The sequence below is a fragment of the Lentibacillus songyuanensis genome (genome assembly GCF_039548255.1).
Classification (GTDB): domain Bacteria; phylum Bacillota; class Bacilli; order Bacillales; family Amphibacillaceae; genus Lentibacillus_C; species Lentibacillus_C songyuanensis.
In genome coordinates, this window is record NZ_JBCLVH010000018.1 from 25,847 (window position 1) to 46,647 (window position 20,801).

Genomic DNA, 20,801 nt, shown 5'->3' on the forward strand with positions numbered 1-20,801 from the left:
TGAATGGACTTTTTTTGTTTTGAAAAGCCTTGGCGGTAGTCGCTGGTTCCACGCGCAACTAGATCAGAAAGTTTATTATAAATAAGAAAGAGGGATACGATGGCACGGGTTGGTGTAATTATGGGCAGTATATCGGATTGGGAAACGATGAAGCATACGTGTGATGTACTGGATCGTTTACAGGTTTCATATGAAAAGCAAGTGATTTCAGCACATCGGACGCCTAACGAGATGTTTACATATGCCGAGACAGCGCGTGCACGTGGGCTAAACGTAATCATCGCCGGTGCCGGTGGTGCGGCGCACTTGCCTGGCATGGTAGCTGCCAAAACAACGTTACCGGTAATTGGTGTCCCTGTAAAAAGTAAGGCATTAAATGGACTAGACTCGCTTTTATCAATTGTACAGATGCCTGGCGGGGTACCGACTGCGACCGTGGCCATTGGCAAAACGGGGGCAACAAATGCAGGGATTCTTGCTGCGGAAATAATTGGTGCGTTTGACGAACAGATTGCAGAAAATCTTCAAGTCTATCGAGAACAGATGCAGGAAAAAGTAGCGGAAATGAGGGATGATCTTGCCAAAGGATAAGGTGATTTTACCACCAAAAACAATTGGTATTATCGGTGGCGGGCAGTTGGGAAGAATGATGGCGATTGCGGCAAGACATATGGGATATAAGCTTGCCGTGCTTGATCCCACACCAAATTGCCCAACTGCACAAGTAGCTGATGAACAGATCGTGGCTGCATATGATGATCTGCAAGCGATTGAAAAGCTAACGAACATCAGTGACGTGGTTACATATGAGTTTGAAAACGTCGATCTTACTGCTGCACGCTATATTGCCGAACAAGGGAAACTTCCTCAAGGGTCACAGGCATTGGCAATCACACAAAATCGTGAAAAAGAAAAGCAGCAGATGCAACAAGCTGGTTTGCCTGTACCGAAATTTTCGATTGTAACTACTGCTCACGAATGTGAAAAGGCATTAGAAAATACAGAACTGCCAGTAGTTATCAAGACGTGTCGCGGTGGCTACGATGGAAAAGGGCAGCTTAAACTTACATCTGCAGTTGACAAAAAAGCTGCGATGGAATTTGCCGCTAAGCACAGGCACTGCATTATCGAGCAATGGGTGCCATTCGATAAAGAGATATCCGTTGTTTTTACCCGCACAGTAACTGGCGAGATAGCATTTTTCCCAATTGCCGAGAACGTGCACAAGGATCACATTTTATATCAAACAACAGCGCCAGCAGCAATCAGTGATCAGGTTCATGATAAAGCGATCGGAGCTGCTTCCATACTAGCAGATAGCATCGACGTCGTTGGCACGTTTGCCATTGAAATGTTTGTTAAGGGTAAGGATATTTTCCTCAACGAAATGGCGCCAAGACCACATAATTCTGGTCACTATACGATCGAAGGCTGCACTATTTCCCAGTTCGCACAGCATATCCGAGCAATCTGTGGCTTGCCGTTGATCCCGGTAAAACTTGTCCAGCATGCTGCAATGGTCAATATTCTTGGTGAGGATATGGAGCATGCGTTAACGCAGATGGCACAATCAAACGAAGGGTCATTCCATTTATATGGAAAAGTGGACATAAAGGCGAAACGAAAAATGGGGCATGTGACATTTACGGCAGATACAGCCGAAGCAGTGAATCAACAGCTAACGAAATATAGGGGGAAGCGTGATGATTGATCGGTATACACGGGAAGAAATGGGTCGGATTTGGACCGAAGAGAATAAGTTCAAGGCATGGCTTGAAGTGGAGATTTTGGCGTGTGAAGCATGGAGTGAGCTTGGGGTTATCCCGAGAACAGATGTGGAGAAGATCAGACAGAACGCCTCGTTTGCTATCAACCGGATTTATGAAATCGAACAGGAGACGCGTCATGATGTCGTGGCTTTTACTCGCGCGGTCTCAGAGACACTTGGCGAAGAACGGAAATGGGTCCATTATGGCTTGACCTCAACCGATGTTGTCGATACAGCCCTATCCTATCTGCTTAAACAAGCGAATGAACTAATTTTACGTGATATCGAAAACTTTATTGCTGTTTTGCATGACAAAGCATTGGAACACCAGCATACGGTGATGATGGGCCGGACCCATGGTGTACACGCGGAGCCAACCACGTTTGGTCTGAAACTGGCTTTATGGTATGAGGAAATGAAACGTAACCTGGAACGGTTTAAGTTTGCTGCCAGAAACATTGAATTTGGTAAGCTTTCCGGCGCGGTAGGGACATATGCGAATATTGATCCATATGTGGAACAGTACGTTTGTGAAAAGCTTGGCCTGACACCAGCACCAGTATCGACACAAACCCTGCAACGGGATCGACACGCTGATTATGTGGCCACGTTAGCATTAGTAGCAACATCGATCGAAAAATTTGCAACAGAGATCCGCGGTTTGCAGAAGACGGAAACGCGGGAAGTGGAGGAATTTTTTGCAAAAGGACAGAAAGGCTCTTCGGCTATGCCACATAAGCGTAACCCGATCGGTTCAGAAAATATGACGGGAATGGCCCGAGTGGTACGCGGTAATATGGTCACTGCTTATGAAAATGTTTCGCTATGGCATGAGCGGGATATTTCTCATTCATCGGCCGAACGGGTGATTTTGCCAGATACGACGATAGCTTTAGATTACATGTTGAACCGCTTTGCCACAATCATGAAGAATTTGACGGTGTTCCCGGAAAATATGAAACGAAATATGGATAAAACCCATGGTGTCATCTTTTCACAGCGCGTTCTGCTGGCATTAATTGACAAGGGGATAGCACGTGAAACAGCGTATGACATCGTACAGCCAAAAGCAATGGAAGCGTGGGAAACAGAAACGCATTTTAAGAAATTGCTGGTGCGAAATGAACAAATTAACAGCATACTGTCGCAGGAAGAAATCGATGATTGTTTCGATTATACCTATCACTTGAAAAATGTTGATCGGATTTTTGACCGAATCGGACTAAAACGAGGTGAAGCTCATGAAAGCGGAATTGTTGTATGAAGGAAAGGCAAAACAGGTTTACCAGTCTTCAGAGGCAACCGACCAGCTGATTTTAGCTTATAAAAATGACGCAACAGCGTTTAATGGGAAAAAGAAAGCAAGCTTTACTGGGAAAGGACGGTTGAATAATGAAATTTCAGCACGGATATTTACCTGCCTTCATGAACAAGGAATCGAGACGCATTTTATCGAGAAACAAAACGCAACCGAACAGCTTGTCTGGCAAACAGAAATCATTCCGATTGAAGTTGTTGTTCGGAATCTCGCTGCCGGCAGCATTACTAAACGACTAGGGGTGGAAGAGAAGACTAACTTTGCGCCACCGATTGTTGAGTTGTTTTACAAGGATGATGCATTGGATGATCCATTGATTAATGATCAGCATGCATTATTGTTAAGTGGCGTAAATGAAGCAGAATTACAGGAAATAAAGGATAAGGCGTTAGCGATTAATGATGTGCTAAAAGAACTGTTTCTTTCTACTAATCTAAGCTTGGTAGATTTCAAATTAGAGTTTGGCCGGCTTGCCAGTGGGTGTATCATCTTGGCTGATGAAATTTCCCCGGATACATGTCGCTTATGGGATGTCGAAACAAACGAGAAGATGGATAAAGATGTATTTCGCCAGGGAACGGGCGATTTATTGGATGTGTACAATACGATTTTACAACGACTGGAGGCCAAAGCATGATGAAGGTTACAGTAAATATTACGTTAAAACAAGGTGTGTTAGATCCACAGGGAAAAGCGGTCGAAACATCGCTCCATTCGCTTGGATTTAGTGAAGTCAACGATACCCGTGTCGGTAAATCTATTCAATTCTATACAGAAGATCAAGTAAATCTTGAAGAGCGGGTGCACATGATGTGTGATCAACTGCTGGCGAATCCGGTTATGGAAGATTATCATTTTGAAATCGAGGAGGTTGTACCTTCGTGAAATTTGCTGTGATCGTATTTCCAGGATCGAATTGTGACCGTGACATGTACCATGCAGTAAAAGACGTTCTAAACATAGAAGCAGATCTCGTGTGGTATGAAAATAGTAACCTGGAAAACTATGACGCGATTTTGTTGCCTGGCGGGTTTTCCTATGGGGATTACCTCCGTTCAGGGGCGATCGCAGCCACCTCGGATTGTTTGCAGCAAATCAAAATCCATGCCGCTAAAGGAAAGCCGATACTCGGTGTTTGTAATGGATTCCAAATTTTGTTAGAAACAGGTTTGCTTCCGGGTGCAATGCTGCCTAATAAACATCTTGCCTTTATGTGCCATCAGGAAATAGTACGTGTCACAAATAATACGAGCATGTTTACAAGTCAATACAATGAAAATGATATCGTGCAGTTCCCGATTGCGCATGGAGAAGGAAATTATTTCTGTGATGATGAGACCCTTGACCGCTTACAAAAAAACAACCAAATCGCGTTTACGTATCAAAACAATCCTAATGGGTCTACTGCCAATATCGCTGGAATTCTTAATGAACAAGGCAATGTACTGGGAATGATGCCGCATCCGGAAAGAGCAGTTGAAGCACTTCTTGGCAGTGATGACGGATTAAAAGTCTTTCAGTCGATGATCCTAAATTGGAGGGAATCCTATGTTGCAAACGTCTGAAATAAGTCCAAACGAAATCGAGATTAAAAAGCTTTATTTGGAAATGGGACTTAGTGAACAGGAATATAACAAGGTCAAAGCGATTTTAGGACGCCGGCCGAATTTCACCGAAACGGGTATTTTCTCAGTGATGTGGTCAGAGCATTGCAGCTATAAAACATCCAAACCATTGCTGAAGCGATTCCCAACGAAAGCAGCACATGTGTTACAAGGGCCAGGAGAAGGTGCTGGAATAATTGATATTGGTGATAATCAAGCGGTTGTGTTTAAAGTGGAGAGCCATAATCATCCTTCAGCCGTTGAACCGTATCAAGGTGCAGCAACTGGTGTTGGCGGGATTATTCGTGATATTTTTTCGATGGGGGCTCGTCCGCTCGCGTTAATGAACTCGCTTCGTTTTGGAGACTTGCGGAACGATCGAACCAACTATCTGTTCCGGGAAGTTGTACACGGGATTGCTGGGTATGGCAATTGTGTTGGTGTGCCAACTGTTGGTGGAGAAATTCAATTTGATGACTGTTATGAGGAGAATCCGTTAGTCAATGTGATGTGTGTCGGGTTAATTAACCACGATGATATTCAAAAAGGTATTGCAGCTGGAGTAGGCAATACCGTTATCTACGCCGGTGCAGCAACCGGCCGCGATGGCATTCATGGAGCAACATTTGCATCCGATGATCTGGGTGAAGATGCAAATAAAGATCGGCCAGCTGTCCAGGTTGGGGATCCATTTATGGAGAAACTGCTCATTGAAGCTTGCCTGGAAGTAATCAAGTCGGATGCGCTGGTTGGGATGCAGGATATGGGTGCAGCGGGGTTAACGTCGTCAGCAAGTGAAATGGCCAGTAAAGCGGGAACCGGGATGGAAATGAATCTGGATCTTGTTCCGCAGCGTGAATGGCATATGAGTGCATATGAATTAATGCTTTCCGAATCACAGGAGCGGATGCTGCTTGTGGTGAAACAAGGTCGTGAACAAGAAATTGTCGATATTTTTGAAAAATATGGACTGCAAGCCGTTGCTGTCGGCCATGTTTTGGAAGAGAAGACATTTCGCTTAATCCAACATGGAGAGGTTGTGGCGGATGTCCCTGTCGATGCCTTGGCAGAGGAAGCGCCGGTATATCATATGCCTTCCGATGAAGCGGCATACTTTCACGCATTTCAACAGATGAAAAATGTCATCCCGGAAGTTTCGGATCATAAGGACATGCTGAAACAGCTGCTCCAACAGCCAACAATCGCCAGTAAAGAATGGGTATACGAGCAGTACGACACGATGGTGCAGACCAATTCAGTAGTTGGTCCGGGTTCGGATGCTGCGGTTATCCGTTTGAAAGGGATGGATAAAGCTTTGGCGATTACAACCGATTGTAATTCCCGATATTTGTATTTAGATCCAGAAACTGGCGGAAAAATTGCTGTGGCCGAGGCGGCGCGCAATGTTGTCTGTTCCGGTGCGAAACCAATAGGTATCACGGATGGGCTTAATTTCGGTAACCCAACAAATCCGGAAATCTATTGGCAAATGGAACAAAGCATTGCTGGTATGAGTGAGGCGTGCCGTTACTTAAAGACACCGGTTATTAGCGGAAATGTGTCATTATATAACCAATCAAACGGAAAAGCGATTTTTCCAACTCCAGTTGTTGGTATGGTTGGTTTGATGGAATCGTTGGAACATATCACATCGAGCTATTTTCAACAAGCTGGTGACGCTATTTTTCTTATTGGGGATACGAAGCCTGAGTTCGGTGGAAGTGAATTGCAGCGTGTGTTGTCAGAGGCGGATGGGAAAGCAAGCTACTCTGGGAAAGCACCAATGATTGATTTGGCAGTAGAAAGTAAACGCCAATCGCAATTGCTGAATGCGATTCACCATGGCATCATCCAGTCCGCCCACGATTTAGCAGAGGGCGGTTTAGCGGTAGCTCTTGCTGAATGTTGTTTTAACCAAAAAGGATTGGGCGCAAATGTATATTTAACCGGTGATATGACGGTCGAGCTTTTCAGTGAGACGCAATCCCGATTTCTTGTATCGGTAAAGCAGGAAGACGAAGAACAGTTTACAAAGCTGGTTGACGATGCAACACAAGTTGGTGTGGTAACGGCAGATCAAATGTATACGGTCGTCGGCAATGGGAAAAGGGTGCTAGCAACGAATGTGGACACACTTTATGATTGCTGGAAAGGAGCTATTCCATGCTTGCTGAAATCAAAGGCATAAACGAAGAGTGCGGGATTTTTGGAATTTGGGGAAACAAGCAAGCAGCTGAGCTTACGTACTATGGACTGCATGCACTTCAGCATCGTGGGCAGGAGGGCGCCGGTGTTGTTGTGAATGATGGAACCAACCTAAAAGCACATAAGGGTTTAGGTCTCGTTAATGAAGTTTTTAGTGATGTAGACTTTTCCAAGCTTACAGGAAAGGCAGCTATTGGTCATGTTCGCTATACAACCCAGGGTAGTGGCGGAATTGAAAATGTGCAGCCATTGTTGTTTCGATCACAAACGGACAGCCTGGCATTAGCACATAATGGCAATATCACGAATGCTGACGAGCTGCGGGGTCAACTGGAAGATATGGGCAGTATTCTGCAAACTACCTCAGATACGGAAGTGCTAGCCCATTTAATCAAGCGGGATGGTGCCAAAATGACAACGGAAACGGTTGCCAAAGCACTTAACCAGATTGTTGGAGCGTATGCGTTTGTTCTTTTCAATGAGGAAAACATGTACGCTGCGCTCGATCCAAGTGGTATTCGCCCTTTATCGATCGGCAGACTGGGTGATGCGTATGTGATTGCTTCAGAAACGTGCGCCTTTGATCAAATTGGTGCTACTTTCATTCGTGAGGTATTGCCAGGAGAACTGGTTACTATAAGTGACGCTGGGATTGAATCGGAGCAATTTGCTATGCGGAAGCAACGAAAAATGTGTGCAATGGAATATGTGTATTTATCCCGTCCCGATAGCAATGTCAATCATGTCAATGTGCATGCATCACGAAAACGCATGGGAAGAGAATTGGCGAAAGAAGCGCCTGCTAATGCTGATATGGTAATTGGGGTCCCGGATTCCAGTATTTCGGCGGCGATTGGGTATGCCGAAGAAAGCGGATTGCCATATGAAATGGGCATTATAAAGAATCGTTATGTAGGCCGGACGTTTATTCAGCCATCGCAGGATTTGCGTGAACAAGGCGTAAAAATGAAACTTGCACCAGTCCGGGGAATTGTTCAAGGCAAACGTATTGTGATGATTGACGATTCTGTTGTTAGAGGAACGACAAGCAAGCGGATTGTCCACATGCTAAAAGATGCAGGTGCGAAGGAAGTTCATGTCCGGATCGCTTCTCCTTCCATTCAGCATCCATGCTATTACGGAATTGATATGTCAACACGAAGTGAACTTATTGCCGCTAACCGTACGCTTGACGAGATTAGTGCTATTATCGGAGCGGACAGCATCGCGTACCTGTCAGCGACCGGTTTGGAAAAAGCAATTGTAAAAGATAAAACGATTAACCAGGGGATATGTACAGCCTGCATGAGTGGGATTTACCCAGTGACAGAACAACATAAGCAGCCCGCGATTAGTAATCATTCCCCAAGGAAAGGGACGGTGCCAATTGTCTATTAGCTATAAAGAGACAGGAGTCGATGTGGAAAAAGGTTATCAGGCAGTTGAACGGATGAAAAAGCACATTGCTAAAACAACACGTCAGGAAGTACTTGGAGATATTGGAGCATTTGCCGGGTTGTTTGATCTAAGCGGTTTTTCGTACCAACAACCTGTTCTGGTTTCCGGTACAGACGGAGTTGGCACGAAGCTGAAACTGGCACATCAATTTGGCATTCATCATACGGTGGGACAGGATTTAGTTGCTATGTGTGTGAACGATATTGTTGCCCAAGGTGCCGCGCCATTATTTTTCCTCGATTATATTGCTTGTGGAAAAAATGACCCTAAGATGATCGAACAAGTTGTTTCCGGTGTTGCGCAAGGCTGTGTGCAAGCGGGGGCTGCCTTGATTGGCGGTGAGACAGCAGAAATGCCGGGAATGTATGAAGAAACGGAGTATGACCTGGCTGGTTTTACAGTTGGCATCGTAGAAAAATCAAAGCTGATCACAGGTCAAGCTATTCAAGCGGATGATTGTGTGATTGGTATCGCATCAAGCGGCATCCACTCCAATGGTTTTTCCTTAGTGCGCAAACTGGTCGATGGTTTGGATGTTTCTAAAACGTATTCTGCCATGACGAAGCCCCTCCAAGATGTTCTTTTAGAACCGACAAAAATTTATGCGAAACAAACGGATGCTCTAATGAAAAAGATTGAAATAAAGGGTTCTGCCCACATTACCGGTGGAGGATTCTATGAAAATATCCCCCGGATGCTGCCGGCTGGTCTTGGTGTCTCGATCGATCTAACCAGCTGGGAAAAACCGCCGATCTTCTCCTTTTTACAGGAACTTGGGCAGCTTGACGAACAGGAAATGTACGGTGTCTTTAATATGGGAATTGGCATGGCAATTGTGGTAAATAAAGATGAAGTATCTACAGCGATCAAGATACTCACGGAGCGTGGCGAATCCGCTGTGCTAATCGGCAAGGTAACTGATCAAGAAGGAGTGCGGTTCGAATCATGAGAAAGGTGAAAGCGGCCGTGTTTGCTTCTGGAACGGGCAGTAACTTTCAAGCAATAATGAAGGCGTCTGTCGAAAATAAGCTGGCCTGCGAGATTTCGCTGCTCGTTTGTGATAAACCAGGGGCCAGGGTTGTTCGTTTGGCCACAAATTATACGATACCGGTATTTGTTTTTGATCCGAAGAACTATTCTAGTAAACTGGCTTATGAACAAGAAATCATTCATAAGCTGCAAACGCTAAACGTAGAATGGATTTTTCTTGCCGGTTACATGCGAATGATTGGGCCAACATTGCTTGAAGCTTATCAAAATCGGATCGTGAACATTCACCCATCCTTGCTGCCGGCATTCCCTGGCAAAGATGCGATCGGGCAGGCGTTTGCAGCAAAGGTTATGACAACAGGTGTAACTGTTCATTTTGTCGATGCGGGAATGGATACCGGGCCCATTATTGAGCAAGCTTCTGTAGCTATCTATAAGGGAGATACAAAGGAAACATTACACAAGCGCATTCAGCAGGTGGAGCATGCATTATATCCAAAAGTTATCAATGATCTTGTGTACAATAGTAGATAGGAAGAAAAATTATATAATAGAGTGAGGCGTGTTTGAATGAAAAAGCGAGTGTTAATTAGTGTATCGAATAAAGACAACATTGTCGATTTTGCGAAGGGACTCACTGAACAAGGTTACGAAATTATTTCGACCGGGGGGACATTGAGCACGCTCAAACAGGCTGGAGTGGAAGCAATCGCTGTCGAGGATATTACCGGTTTTCCAGAGATCCTTAATGGACGGGTGAAGACATTACACCCATATATTCATGCAGGATTGCTGGCGAAACGGGACAATGCCGATCACCAAAACCAGCTTGAGGACCTGTCGATTACCCCAATTGATCTGGTGGTGGTAAATCTGTACCCATTTAAGCAAACACAGGCAAAACCTGGTGTTTCCGAAGCGGAGATTATTGAAAACATCGATATTGGCGGTCCAACCATGTTACGGTCCGCGGCTAAAAATGTAGCTGATGTTGCTGTCGTGGTCGATCCGGCAGACTATGATGGCATTTTACAAGCAATACAAAACCAGACATTGGATGTTGCTAAACGCAAACAGTTAGCTGCTAAGGTGTTTCGTCATACGGCAAATTATGATGCCATGATTGCAGATTATTTTACCGAAGAATCGTTTCCGGAAGCACTTACAAAAACATACGAAAAGGTCCAAACATTGCGCTATGGCGAGAATCCACATCAAACCGCTGCCTTTTACCAGGATGTCCAACACATGGCAGGGACGCTTGCCGCAGCAAAACAGCTGCATGGAAAGGCGTTATCATATAATAATATTCAGGATGCCAATGCAGCGCTGGAGATTATTGCTGACTATGAGGAACCAGCGGCTGTTGCGGTTAAACATATGAATCCTTGTGGCATCGGGATTGGGGATACAATTGAAACGGCATTTACCAGAGCGTATGATGCGGATCCAGTATCGATTTTTGGCGGCATTGTTGTTTGCAACCGTACTATTGATGTAGCTGTCGCGGAACGTTTAAGCAAGATCTTCTTGGAAATCATCATTGCCCCAGGCTTTAGTGACGATGCATTTACATTATTGACAAAGAAAAAGAATATCCGGCTGCTAGAGTTGGAATGGAATGATGGATCAGCAAACAGGCAAAAGATTACGAGTGTGATGGGCGGCATCCTGGTGCAGGACTATGATTATGGGGCTGTAAGCGAGGCGGATCTCACCTTCGCAACGAATCGTAAGCCGACGGAAGCAGAACTTACTAATTTGTTATTTGCCTGGAAAGCAGTAAAGCATGTAAAGTCAAATGCTATTGTATTGGCGAAAAATAACCAGACGATTGGTGTTGGAGCGGGACAGATGAATCGGGTTGGTGCTGCAAACATTGCCGTCGAACAGGCAGGAGAAAAAACAGTTGGCGCGGTGATGGCCTCTGACGCCTTTTTCCCCATGCCCGACACGGTAGAAGCGGCGGCAGATGCCGGTATTACTGCAATTATTCAGCCAGGCGGCTCTAAGCGGGACCAGGATTCGATTGATGTGTGTAACGAACATGGGATTGCCATGGTATTTACGGGAATGCGCCATTTTAAACACTAAGGAAGCAATTATTTGATTGCTGAACATAAAGTTGATCGTATATATGTAGAAGTTGATCGAGTGGACATGAAAGTTGATCGAATCGGGCACAAAGTTGATCGAACTAGGCTGAACTATGATTATGTAATAGGAAATGCAGGCGTACGTTACATAGTAATAGGATATTTTTTGTAATCTCATTAAACAAAGGGGAGCGTTTGGATGAATATATTAGTCGTCGGACGCGGCGGACGCGAGCACAGTATCGTGATGGAATTGGCAGCAAGTGAAGCGGTGACCAATCTTTATGCGGCACCTGGGAATGGTGGTATATCGCAACAAGCAACGTGTGTGGCCATTGATGAAATGGATATCGACCGACTAATCACATTTGCCAAGACCAAACAGATTGATTTAACTATTGTTGGACCAGAAAACCCACTTAACGCCGGAATCGCCAACCGCTTTCAGGAAGCAGGATTAGCCATTTTTGCCCCGACAAAGGAAGCGGCATTATTAGAGGGAAGCAAACAATTCGCCAAGGAATTTATGGTGAAATATGATATTCCGACCGCTGCATATGCCGCATTTACCGATGCAAAAAAGGCAAAGCAGTATATTATCGAACAGGGTGTACCGATTGTAGTAAAAGCAGATGGGCTGGCAGCGGGAAAAGGCGTGGTTGTAGCGGAGACGAAAGCGCAGGCATTACAGGCGGTTGATGCCATGCTTGTAGAGCACACATTTGCTGAAGCAGGCACGACGATTGTCATCGAGGAATGCTTAATCGGACCGGAATTCTCACTCATGGCACTTGTTCATGAAGGGAATGTTTATCCGATGCTGCCTGCTCGCGATCATAAACGTGCATACGATCATGACCAAGGACCAAACACTGGCGGGATGGGAGCATATGCACCAGCATCTGATGTGACAGGCGAGGATCTTGTTTATGCTTACCAGGAGATACTAACAAAAACGGCGCGCGGGTTAATGAATGAGGGGCGGCCATTTACAGGGATATTATATGCTGGTTTAATATTGACGGCTGATGGTCCAAAAGTTATTGAATTCAATACCCGATTTGGCGATCCGGAAACTCAGGTTGTCTTGCCTTTATTGAAGAACGAGCTGCTTCAAGTCATTATCGACGTGATGCATGGACAAAATCCACGATTGGAATGGGAAGACAACTTTTGCGCAGGAGTAGTTGTTGCCGCAAAGGGCTACCCGAATACATATGAAAAAGGGGCAGCATTGCCTGGTATTCCGAGTGAGGATGGCGTTTTTGTTGCACATGCTGGAACGAAGCTTGTGGGGCAATCGTATCAATCAGATGGCGGACGGGTATTGCTTGTTGGCGGCAAAGGACATACACTTAGACATGCTGTTAAGCTTGTTTACAAGATTTTAATGTCAGCCGACTTAACGGATGCGTTCTTTTATCGAACGGATATCGGAAAACAAAGCGTACAAGAAACGAGTGCAATATAGAATGTCAAGAACGCAAATAAGTTTACATGTTCAAATATGGCGCCTAAATAGATTTTTTATCTGTTTTATGCGTATAATAGCTAAGGGCTGATTTTTCTACGATCAGCCCTCTGTTTATTTTACCACACATAAAAAATGGAGGGGTTCATGCTTTATGACAAGACATCAAAATCATTCGACAGCTGCTGCCGCTGAATCCTCCAGCTTCTTAGCACTTGTTCGGCAGGCGTTTGCTATCAAAAAAAATCCATTCCCATGGTGGAAAGCATTTAGAGCCGGGATTTGTATGGCTGTACCTCCGTTTATCGGATTACTTGCAGGAAATCTGCAAAATGGGTTATTAATGGGGATCGGGGCGTTTACATTTCTTTATATGTTTAATGAACCGTATGCACAGCGGGCGAAAAAATTATTCTTTGTGATGATTGGAATCGCGTTATCGGTTGGCTTAGGTACGCTGTTGGCGCCGTATCCCTATTCGTTAGCATTGATGATGGGGCTGATTGGCGCCGTGGTTACATTCATTTTTGGAGCCTTGAAAATTCCTGGGCCGGCTGCAGTGTTTTTCGTGCTTACCTTTTCGATGACATCCGCCATGCCAATTGATCCATCACTCGCACCAATGCGTGCCGGGCTTGTATTCCTCGGTGGTGCACTGTCATGGCTTGTTGCAATGGCGGGTTGGTTTGTTCATGCACGCGGACCGGAAATAACGGCAATGAAGCAAGTATACCGCGAGCTTTCATCGCTGTTGGATGCGGTCGGAACAGATACGTTCAGTGCCAAACGACAACAAACCTTGCTAACGATTAGAAATGCGGAGGACACACTGCTGGCCGGATATTTACCCTGGGATAAATCGAATGTCTATAAGCAGTTATATTTATTATACGAGCAGGCAAATATTATCTATTCGGAAGTACTGGAGTTTTACACCGAAAGTGATCAACAGCTTCCAGCAGAACTTGGCAATTCATTAAGAGGACTAGCGGATGCAATTGGTGTGAAAGGTTATACGTCCGCCCAGGAAATAATGACGATGGATACCGATGAAATGACCAATCGTTTGGGCAAAGAGGTTCAAAAAGCAGAAAGCATTGTCAGCGGGTCAACTGAGATGATGAACAGGAAGATAGCTGTGAACAAACAGCCGTTAAAGGAAATCTTAGGTGCGTGCCTGCACCGTAATTCGATTGTGTTTATTTCAGCGCTTCGTTATGGTTTCATTCTGATGATAGCTGCCTTGGTTGCGTTTGGCTTTAACTTTGACCGTTCTTACTGGATTCCTTTATCCTGTGCTGCAGTCATGCTAGGGGCGACGATCATGACAACCTATCATCGGGCGATTCAACGAACACTTGGTACAGTGATTGGGATTCTCATTGCAAGTGCACTGTTATCAACCCATCCAGATGGATTTTTAATTGTGCTCATTGTTCTGACGTTAACGTTTTTGACAGAGGCGTTTATTGTTCGCAATTATGCACTCGCTGTTTTCTTCATTACCCCGAATGCCATATTTATGGCGGAAAATACCACGCAAATCCATAATGTCAGCTACTTCGCTACTGCACGGATTACTGACATTTTTATTGGTTGTGCGATTGGACTGATCGGGACACTAATCACCAGCCGGCGGTCTGCATCCAGCAGGCTTTCCCGTTTGGTTGCCAAGACGATTCGGAGTGAGATACAATTTCTCGTACTGCTTTTTTCCGCGGAAACGGCAAAGCATGATTTTACTAATAGCCGGGAAATGCGCAAAATGTACTCCAATTTGGCAAATTTAAGGATTGTTTATACGACCGCATTGGGAGAAATTCCTAATAATAAAAAGGCGCTGGAATTTATCTGGCCAGTTATTTTTTCGATCGAACAATTGGGATATTTACTGGAATCGTCATCAAAGAGTCAGTATCGTCCGGTCCTTTCCGATGCAGACCTTGCACAATTTCTGCTTGTGTTTGAAACCATGGCAAAAGCGAGCGAACGTGGGTCTGCACCAAGCACAAGGTATATTCCGCCTATTAATGGATATACCCAAATCCAGAAGGAAGCGGCGGATTTACAGCAGGCGTTACAGTCCAGTGCGCGGATACCGATTGGTTGAAAAGACATCTATCTTTTCAACCAATGAAAGGTGTCAATCAGACAAAACAAAACTGTCATAAAAAGTTCACTTCATTTCACAAAAACTTTACAGTATGAAAGCAGATAATATGATAGAATATAGGAAATAGAAAAATTGGAGAGTTGTTATATGCTGGAAAATGGTTATTACTGGAGAAATCGCGAAATGCGTAAACATGTTGCTGTTATTGATGGCAAGGTTGCACCGTCCCTTGTATTGAAAAACAGCACTTATTTAAATACATTTACGAAACAGTGGCTTAAAGCTAATATCTGGATTTTGGACGATCGTATTGTTTATGTTGGGGATAAACTGCCGGACAATCAAGCAACAACAGAAATTATCGATTGTCAGGATTACTATCTGGTGCCGGGATATATTGAACCACATGCCCATCCTTTTCAATTATACAATCCACAAGAGCTGGCTAATCATGTGGCATGGTTTGGTACGACAACATTGATCAATGATAGTTTGATGTGGAATTTCATGTTAGACAAAAAGAAAGCGTTTTCTTTGTTGGATGAGTTTAATAAATTGCCAATCTCGATGTACTGGTGGGCTCGGTTTGATTCGCAAACAGCGTTACAGGATGAGGAGAAGTATTTTAATAGTGAGGATGTGCTTGATTGGTTATCCCACCCAGCTGTAATCCAGGGGGGAGAATTGACATCATGGCCAAGCCTATTAGCCGGTGATGACAGATTACTATATTGGATTCAGGAGGCAAATCGGAAAGGAAAACCAGTCGAGGGACATTTTCCGGGAGCTTCGGAGCAAACATTAACTAAAATGAAGTTACTAGGCGTTGCTGCAGACCATGAAGCGATGACGGGTGCAGAGGCGATCAAGCGGCTGCAGTTAGGGTTTCAAGTAGGACTCAGACATTCCTCCATACGCCCTGATTTACCAAAGCTATTGGAAGAAATGCTTGCGGAAGATATACCATCCTTTCAAAATGTCACGATGACAACGGATGGGGCAACTCCAGCATTTTACGAGCATGGGATGATGAATCGTTGCCTGGAAATTGCGATTGATAAAGGGGTGCCTGTTGAGGAAGCGTACTGCATGGTCACCCATAATGTGGCGAACCATTATCGGCTAATCGATGAATTGGGAAGTATCGCGCCTGGCCGGCTGGCCCATATTAATATTTTGGATAAAAAGGATAATCCGCATCCAGTAGGCGTGCTGGCTAAAGGACAATGGATTAAGCGAAGGAACAAGGGTGCAACCGTTAAAGCCAAAGTTGACTGGGGAAAATATGATATCGGACCATTAAAGCTGGATTGGGATCTACAAATCAGTGATCTGCAGTTCTCTATTCCAATTGGACTGGACATGATCAATGACGTCATTATTAAACCATATCCAATTGAAACCGATGTGACTCTTGATGTCATTCCGGATCAATGTGATGATGCATTTCTATTATTGCTTGACCGCAATGGAAAATGGCGCGTAAATACAACCCTTAGAGGATTCACCAAAAAAATGGGAGCGATTTTGAGTTCGTATTCGACTACTGGTGATATTGTATGTATCGGAAAGAGTAAGTCAGATATGTTACTTGCCTGGAAACGGTTGAAAGAAATTGGTGGAGGAATTGTTTTGGCGCACCAAGGGGAGATTCTATTTGAGTTACCGCTAACACTTGGAGGTATCATGTTTGCCGGTGAAATGGATCAATTAATTGAAAAGGAAAAACAATTGAAGCAGCACTTGCGGGAGTTTGGGTATACTTATGAGGACCCGGTATATTCCATATTATTCCTGTCAGCCACCCATTTACCTTATATCCGTATCACCCAACAAGGGATTGTCGATGTTAAGAAACGGGAAGTGCTCTTTCCAGCGATCATGCGTTAACGTATAATGGAAAGAAGACGATTTACAAGGATGTGTTGGAATGAAAAAAGTTTTTCTCCTTTTCATGGCTTTACTTGTGGTTCTGATGGCAGGATGTACAAAGGATAAGGAGCAGAGCGACAGTAATAAAAAATCCCGGGAAAAAACAGATCAGTCAGAAAAGGGTGATATCTATCCGCTGACAGGGTTACAGGCAGATGGATCAACAGATCGTCGGGCAGTTGGAGTGATGGTGAATAACCATCGAAAAGCACGACCACAAACTGGTTTATCCAAAGCGGATATAGTGTTTGAAATTTTAGCGGAAGGACAGATCACCCGGTTCTTGGCATTGTTTCAGAGTGAGGAGCCAGATGTGGTTGGTCCAGTCCGCAGTGCCAGGGAGTATTATTTCGAGCTAGCCAAGGGATATGACACCTTGTATGTCTATCATGGAGCAGCGAATTTTGTAAACGATATGATAGATGAACGAGGGATTGAACATATTGATGGGGCGTTGCATGATAATGATGGAACATTGTTTAAGCGCGCATCGTCCCGAAAGCCGCCGCACAATTCCTATTTACAGTTTGATGCAGTCGATGATGCAGCAAAGGAAAAAGGGTACGACATCAAGTCGAAAACAGAACCATTACCTTTTTTAACAAAGGATGAAGTGGATCAGCTTTCTGGTAATGAAGCGCAACATGTTCGGATTGATTACTCATTACATGATATAATGAATGTTGTAGAGTTTGACTATGATACAGATAATGAGAAGTATATAAGGTTTAGTGACCGTGAGAAGACGGTAGAACTTGACACGAATGAACCAATTCAGGTAGATAACGTATTCATCGTTGAAACAGCCCATAAAATAATTGATGATGAAGGTCGTCGTGCAGTGGATATTGAATCTGGCGGAGATGCCTTGCTGGTACAAAAAGGGCACGTTCAGCAAGTTCAATGGGAAAATATCGACGGACGAATCATCCCGGTTAAAAACGGGGATCCTGTCGGTTTGGTACCAGGGAAAACGTGGATTAATGTCATCCCGGAACAACCTGGGATCCATGATGCTGTTACTATTTCAAACTAACAACGGACAGGAGGTTGCAAACAGCGTGCAAATTGATAAATTACGTGGGGAACAATTAGACCAATTGTTTGATGCAATTTTGTCGTTACATAATCGTGAAGAATGCTATCGCTTTTTTGACGATATTGCAACAATGTCAGAAATTCATTCCATCGCCCAGCGCTTACAGGTTGCTAAAATGCTGATTGAGGGACAAACTTATAATGTAATCGAAAAAGAAACGAAAGCATCGACCGCCACCATTTCCCGGGTAAGAAGATGTATTAATTTTGGAAACGATGGTTATAAAATGGTGCTTGATCGTGTGTTAGATAAACCAATTGAATAAAATGGCAAGTGTCGCACTCTGGATGGGTGCGATATTTTTTGTGCTTGATAAGCTTTATTGAGCGCTTGAGGGATCATTGCTGGATTAGAATTGGGCCGGATCCAAGCGCTTGGCCAAGGACTGGTGCTGATCGGGCTTTGACTGAAGAGCAAAGTGCATAAGGCAAGGTCTTCCCCGAAATCCTGAAAAAGTGAAACGCCGATAAAAGTAGCGAAACCGTCGTTAAACCGTCTAAAACCGCCGATAAATTGAATGACGACAAATTTAAAGGGTGAACCAATTACATTTTCACTCGTGGACTTAATTTTCATTCCTGTCTCATTAAAAAAACTAGTAAATCAATCAATAGTATGATATAATCACGCTTAAATATTTTGACGATTTTAACAACAGGAAATGGGGGAATTGGATTGAAGAAGTTACTTCAATTATTTGCAATGATTAGTTTAATTGTTTTAGTTGCTTGTGGCAGTAATGATGCTTCGGGTGAAGATAAGGAAAAGGGTGACTCTGGATCCGACGGAGATAAGTCGTATACCGTTGGGGCAACACAAATTGTTGAGCATCCATCTCTTGATGAAGCATATAAGGGATTTAAGGATGCCCTGTCTGATGCTGGTTTAGACGTGGAATATAAGTTTGAGAGCGCGCAAAATGACCAGAATAATGTGAAGCCAATTTCGGATGGATTTGTCACGGATGGTGTTGATCTGATATTTGCCAACTCGACACCAAGTGCGATTGGTGCATTGCAGGCGACAAGTGATATACCAATTATCTTTACTTCAGTAACGGACGCTGTAGATGCGGGATTGGTGAAGTCGATGGATGAACCTGGTGATAATATTACTGGAGTGGTAGATCTTCATCCAGATGCAATTAAAGAGACAGTGAAATTTATTGATGATAACTTTCCAGATTCGAAGATTGGTATGATTTATAATGCTGGAGAGCAAAACTCCGTTGCCCAAATTGACGCTGTAAAGAAGGCAGCTGACGGAACCGGTCTAAGTATTATTGAACGGACTGTAGCGAATTCATCAGAGGTCCAGCAGGCAGCTACAACCCTTGTTGGCGACGCTGACGTGTTCTATATCATCACCGACAATACCGTCGTATCAGCACTGGATAGCGTTGTAGGTGTTGCCAATGATCAGGATATTCCACTGTTTGTTGGGGAACCAGATTCCCTTGAAAAAGGCGGATTTGCAACATTTGGTATCGACTATCATACGATTGGCTACCGCTCCGGTGAAATGGCTGCTGATATTTTAACTGGTGAAAAGAAAGCAAGTGATTTTCCTGTTGAGTATCCACCGGAGATTCAGCTTTTCATTAATAAGCAGGCAGCAGAAGAGCAAGGTGTGAAATGGAACGATGAATGGGATGACACGGCTGAATTTGTTGAAGCCGAATAGCGCGTTTTAATGAAGAGCCAGGTAATGAAACTGGCTCTTTACTATCCAGCTCCATGAGGCAGCGAAAGGAAGAAAATTATGCTTATTATTTCAATGTTTGGTGCGGTGGAATCAGGAGTCATTTATGCAATTATGGCATTAGGTGTCTATTTAACTTTTCGGGTGCTCGATTTTCCCGATTTAACGGTTGACGGAAGTTTTGTCACTGGTGCCTCTGTAGCTGCAATCTCGATTATGAATGGTGTTCCACCGATTTTGGCAACTATTTTAGCAGCAATAGCCGGATTTATTGCAGGATGTATAACCGGATTATTACATACAAAAGGAAAAATTAATGCATTATTATCAGGTATCCTCATGATGACAGCATTATATTCGATTAATTTACGGATCATGAGTCAGCCTACACTATCGATGCTGAACGAAACAACACTTTTTAGCCAATTGAAATCTGTATGGGAAGCAGCCGGTATTGATACATTTTTAAACGGTATACTGGAGTCACTTGGAATGGAACACTTCCCGGCTACATGGGCAATCGTTACCGTAATGATTGTAGTAACATTGTGTATCAAGCTGGTAACTGACTTTTATTTGAAAACAGAGGTCGGCCTGGCACTTCGAGCGATTGGGGATAACAAGCGAATGATCAGAAGTCTGTCAGCAAATACCGATTCACTGACGATTGCCGGTGTTGGTCTTTCTAACGGATTAGTCGCATTATCTGGTGGCTTTTATGCCCAGCTTGGCGGATTTGCCGATGTGAACATGGGGATTGGCATGATTGTTATCGGGCTCGCATCGGTTATTATCGGGGAAGCATTATTCGGAACAAAAACGATTGCTAGAACAACATTGGCGGTCATTGGCGGGGCCATTATCTATCGGATTATTGTGACCCTGGCATTACGTGTTGATTTTCTCGATACAGGGGATATGAAACTCATTACCGCGATCATCGTTATTGCAGCATTAGTTACCCCCAAAATGTTACAAGCTAGAAAAGAGAAGAAACGCCGTTTACAAAAACGAAAACAACTCCATCATGAAGAGGTGGCGTAAAC

Annotated in this window: 18 protein-coding genes; all 18 read left to right on the forward strand. The window is 44.1% G+C overall.

The genetic code is table 11. The features are described from left to right. Positions 1 to 99: 99 nt before the first annotated feature. The 18 genes from purE (at position 100) to WMZ97_RS15965 (ending at position 20,799) form a co-directional block, all read left to right on the forward strand. On the forward strand, positions 100 to 591 hold the full coding sequence (gene purE, locus WMZ97_RS15880) for a 5-(carboxyamino)imidazole ribonucleotide mutase (RefSeq protein ID WP_343273071.1): 492 nt from the start codon (positions 100 to 102) through the stop codon (positions 589 to 591). Continuing rightward, complete coding sequence (purK, locus tag WMZ97_RS15885) at positions 578 to 1,711, forward strand: 5-(carboxyamino)imidazole ribonucleotide synthase (RefSeq protein WP_343273072.1); 1,134 nt, start codon at positions 578 to 580, stop codon at positions 1,709 to 1,711. The genes purE and purK overlap by 14 nt, the downstream gene beginning before the upstream one ends. After that, the gene (gene purB, locus WMZ97_RS15890) at positions 1,704 to 3,032 is read left to right on the forward strand and encodes an adenylosuccinate lyase (protein ID WP_343273073.1); all 1,329 of its coding nucleotides are present in this window, start codon (positions 1,704 to 1,706) and stop codon (positions 3,030 to 3,032) included. The genes purK and purB overlap by 8 nt, the downstream gene beginning before the upstream one ends. After that, positions 3,010 to 3,723: a phosphoribosylaminoimidazolesuccinocarboxamide synthase gene (gene purC, locus WMZ97_RS15895; protein WP_343273074.1), complete on the forward strand. Its 714-nt coding sequence runs from the start codon at positions 3,010 to 3,012 to the stop codon at positions 3,721 to 3,723. Before purB ends, purC begins: the two co-directional genes overlap by 23 nt. Beyond that, positions 3,720 to 3,971: a phosphoribosylformylglycinamidine synthase subunit PurS gene (gene purS, locus WMZ97_RS15900; protein WP_343273075.1), complete on the forward strand. Its 252-nt coding sequence runs from the start codon at positions 3,720 to 3,722 to the stop codon at positions 3,969 to 3,971. Before purC ends, purS begins: the two co-directional genes overlap by 4 nt. After that, complete coding sequence (purQ, locus tag WMZ97_RS15905; RefSeq protein ID WP_343273076.1) at positions 3,968 to 4,651, forward strand: phosphoribosylformylglycinamidine synthase subunit PurQ; 684 nt, start codon at positions 3,968 to 3,970, stop codon at positions 4,649 to 4,651. The genes purS and purQ overlap by 4 nt, the downstream gene beginning before the upstream one ends. After that, on the forward strand, positions 4,635 to 6,878 hold the full coding sequence (purL, locus tag WMZ97_RS15910) for a phosphoribosylformylglycinamidine synthase subunit PurL (protein ID WP_343273077.1): 2,244 nt from the start codon (positions 4,635 to 4,637) through the stop codon (positions 6,876 to 6,878). Before purQ ends, purL begins: the two co-directional genes overlap by 17 nt. Further along, positions 6,854 to 8,293 (forward strand): amidophosphoribosyltransferase, encoded by a 1,440-nt coding sequence (gene purF, locus WMZ97_RS15915; RefSeq protein ID WP_343273078.1) that lies wholly within the window; start codon positions 6,854 to 6,856, stop codon positions 8,291 to 8,293. The genes purL and purF overlap by 25 nt, the downstream gene beginning before the upstream one ends. Next, positions 8,283 to 9,302 (forward strand): phosphoribosylformylglycinamidine cyclo-ligase, encoded by a 1,020-nt coding sequence (purM, locus tag WMZ97_RS15920; RefSeq protein ID WP_343273079.1) that lies wholly within the window; start codon positions 8,283 to 8,285, stop codon positions 9,300 to 9,302. The genes purF and purM overlap by 11 nt, the downstream gene beginning before the upstream one ends. Then, the gene (gene purN / locus WMZ97_RS15925) at positions 9,299 to 9,877 is read left to right on the forward strand and encodes a phosphoribosylglycinamide formyltransferase (protein ID WP_343273080.1); all 579 of its coding nucleotides are present in this window, start codon (positions 9,299 to 9,301) and stop codon (positions 9,875 to 9,877) included. The genes purM and purN overlap by 4 nt, the downstream gene beginning before the upstream one ends. A 36-nt stretch (positions 9,878 to 9,913) precedes the next feature. Continuing rightward, positions 9,914 to 11,437 (forward strand): bifunctional phosphoribosylaminoimidazolecarboxamide formyltransferase/IMP cyclohydrolase, encoded by a 1,524-nt coding sequence (gene purH / locus WMZ97_RS15930; RefSeq protein WP_343273081.1) that lies wholly within the window; start codon positions 9,914 to 9,916, stop codon positions 11,435 to 11,437. A gap of 201 nt (positions 11,438 to 11,638) precedes the next feature. Further along, positions 11,639 to 12,910 carry a phosphoribosylamine--glycine ligase gene (gene purD / locus WMZ97_RS15935; protein ID WP_343273082.1) on the forward strand — a complete coding sequence of 424 codons (1,272 nt, stop codon included), beginning with the start codon at positions 11,639 to 11,641 and terminating at the stop codon, positions 12,908 to 12,910. A 154-nt stretch (positions 12,911 to 13,064) separates the two neighbouring features. Then, positions 13,065 to 15,020 carry an FUSC family protein gene (locus tag WMZ97_RS15940; RefSeq protein WP_343273083.1) on the forward strand — a complete coding sequence of 652 codons (1,956 nt, stop codon included), beginning with the start codon at positions 13,065 to 13,067 and terminating at the stop codon, positions 15,018 to 15,020. A gap of 150 nt (positions 15,021 to 15,170) precedes the next feature. Then, entirely contained in the window at positions 15,171 to 16,913 is a 1,743-nt protein-coding gene (locus WMZ97_RS15945; protein ID WP_343273084.1) for an adenine deaminase C-terminal domain-containing protein, read from the forward strand. A 40-nt stretch (positions 16,914 to 16,953) separates the two neighbouring features. Beyond that, positions 16,954 to 17,991, forward strand: a complete 1,038-nt coding sequence (locus WMZ97_RS15950; RefSeq protein WP_343273085.1) for a DUF3048 domain-containing protein — start codon at positions 16,954 to 16,956, stop codon at positions 17,989 to 17,991. Positions 17,992 to 18,016: 25 nt separating this feature from the next. Next, positions 18,017 to 18,319, forward strand: a complete 303-nt coding sequence (locus tag WMZ97_RS15955) for a YerC/YecD family TrpR-related protein (RefSeq protein WP_343273086.1) — start codon at positions 18,017 to 18,019, stop codon at positions 18,317 to 18,319. 410 nt (positions 18,320 to 18,729) lie between these two features. Further along, entirely contained in the window at positions 18,730 to 19,737 is a 1,008-nt protein-coding gene (locus tag WMZ97_RS15960; protein WP_343273087.1) for an ABC transporter substrate-binding protein, read from the forward strand. Between the two features lie 78 nt (positions 19,738 to 19,815). Continuing rightward, positions 19,816 to 20,799, forward strand: coding sequence for an ABC transporter permease (locus WMZ97_RS15965; protein WP_343273088.1), 984 nt, complete (start codon positions 19,816 to 19,818; stop codon positions 20,797 to 20,799). Positions 20,800 to 20,801: the final 2 nt, after the last annotated feature.

What these genes read in the sequence shown, in the direction of transcription:
- purE (WP_343273071.1), top strand. Translation starts at nt 100, where the DNA reads ATGGCACGGGTTGGTGTAATTATGGGCAGTATATCGGATTGGGAAACG.
- purB (WP_343273073.1), top strand. Translation starts at nt 1,704, where the DNA reads ATGATTGATCGGTATACACGGGAAGAAATGGGTCGGATTTGGACCGAA.
- purC (WP_343273074.1), top strand. Translation starts at nt 3,010, where the DNA reads ATGAAAGCGGAATTGTTGTATGAAGGAAAGGCAAAACAGGTTTACCAG.
- purS (WP_343273075.1), top strand. Translation starts at nt 3,720, where the DNA reads ATGATGAAGGTTACAGTAAATATTACGTTAAAACAAGGTGTGTTAGAT.
- purL (WP_343273077.1), top strand. Translation starts at nt 4,635, where the DNA reads ATGTTGCAAACGTCTGAAATAAGTCCAAACGAAATCGAGATTAAAAAG.
- purF (WP_343273078.1), top strand. Translation starts at nt 6,854, where the DNA reads ATGCTTGCTGAAATCAAAGGCATAAACGAAGAGTGCGGGATTTTTGGA.
- purN (WP_343273080.1), top strand. Translation starts at nt 9,299, where the DNA reads ATGAGAAAGGTGAAAGCGGCCGTGTTTGCTTCTGGAACGGGCAGTAAC.
- purH (WP_343273081.1), top strand. Translation starts at nt 9,914, where the DNA reads ATGAAAAAGCGAGTGTTAATTAGTGTATCGAATAAAGACAACATTGTC.
- purD (WP_343273082.1), top strand. Translation starts at nt 11,639, where the DNA reads ATGAATATATTAGTCGTCGGACGCGGCGGACGCGAGCACAGTATCGTG.
- WMZ97_RS15940 (WP_343273083.1), top strand. Translation starts at nt 13,065, where the DNA reads ATGACAAGACATCAAAATCATTCGACAGCTGCTGCCGCTGAATCCTCC.
- WMZ97_RS15945 (WP_343273084.1), top strand. Translation starts at nt 15,171, where the DNA reads ATGCTGGAAAATGGTTATTACTGGAGAAATCGCGAAATGCGTAAACAT.
- WMZ97_RS15950 (WP_343273085.1), top strand. Translation starts at nt 16,954, where the DNA reads ATGAAAAAAGTTTTTCTCCTTTTCATGGCTTTACTTGTGGTTCTGATG.
- WMZ97_RS15965 (WP_343273088.1), top strand. Translation starts at nt 19,816, where the DNA reads ATGCTTATTATTTCAATGTTTGGTGCGGTGGAATCAGGAGTCATTTAT.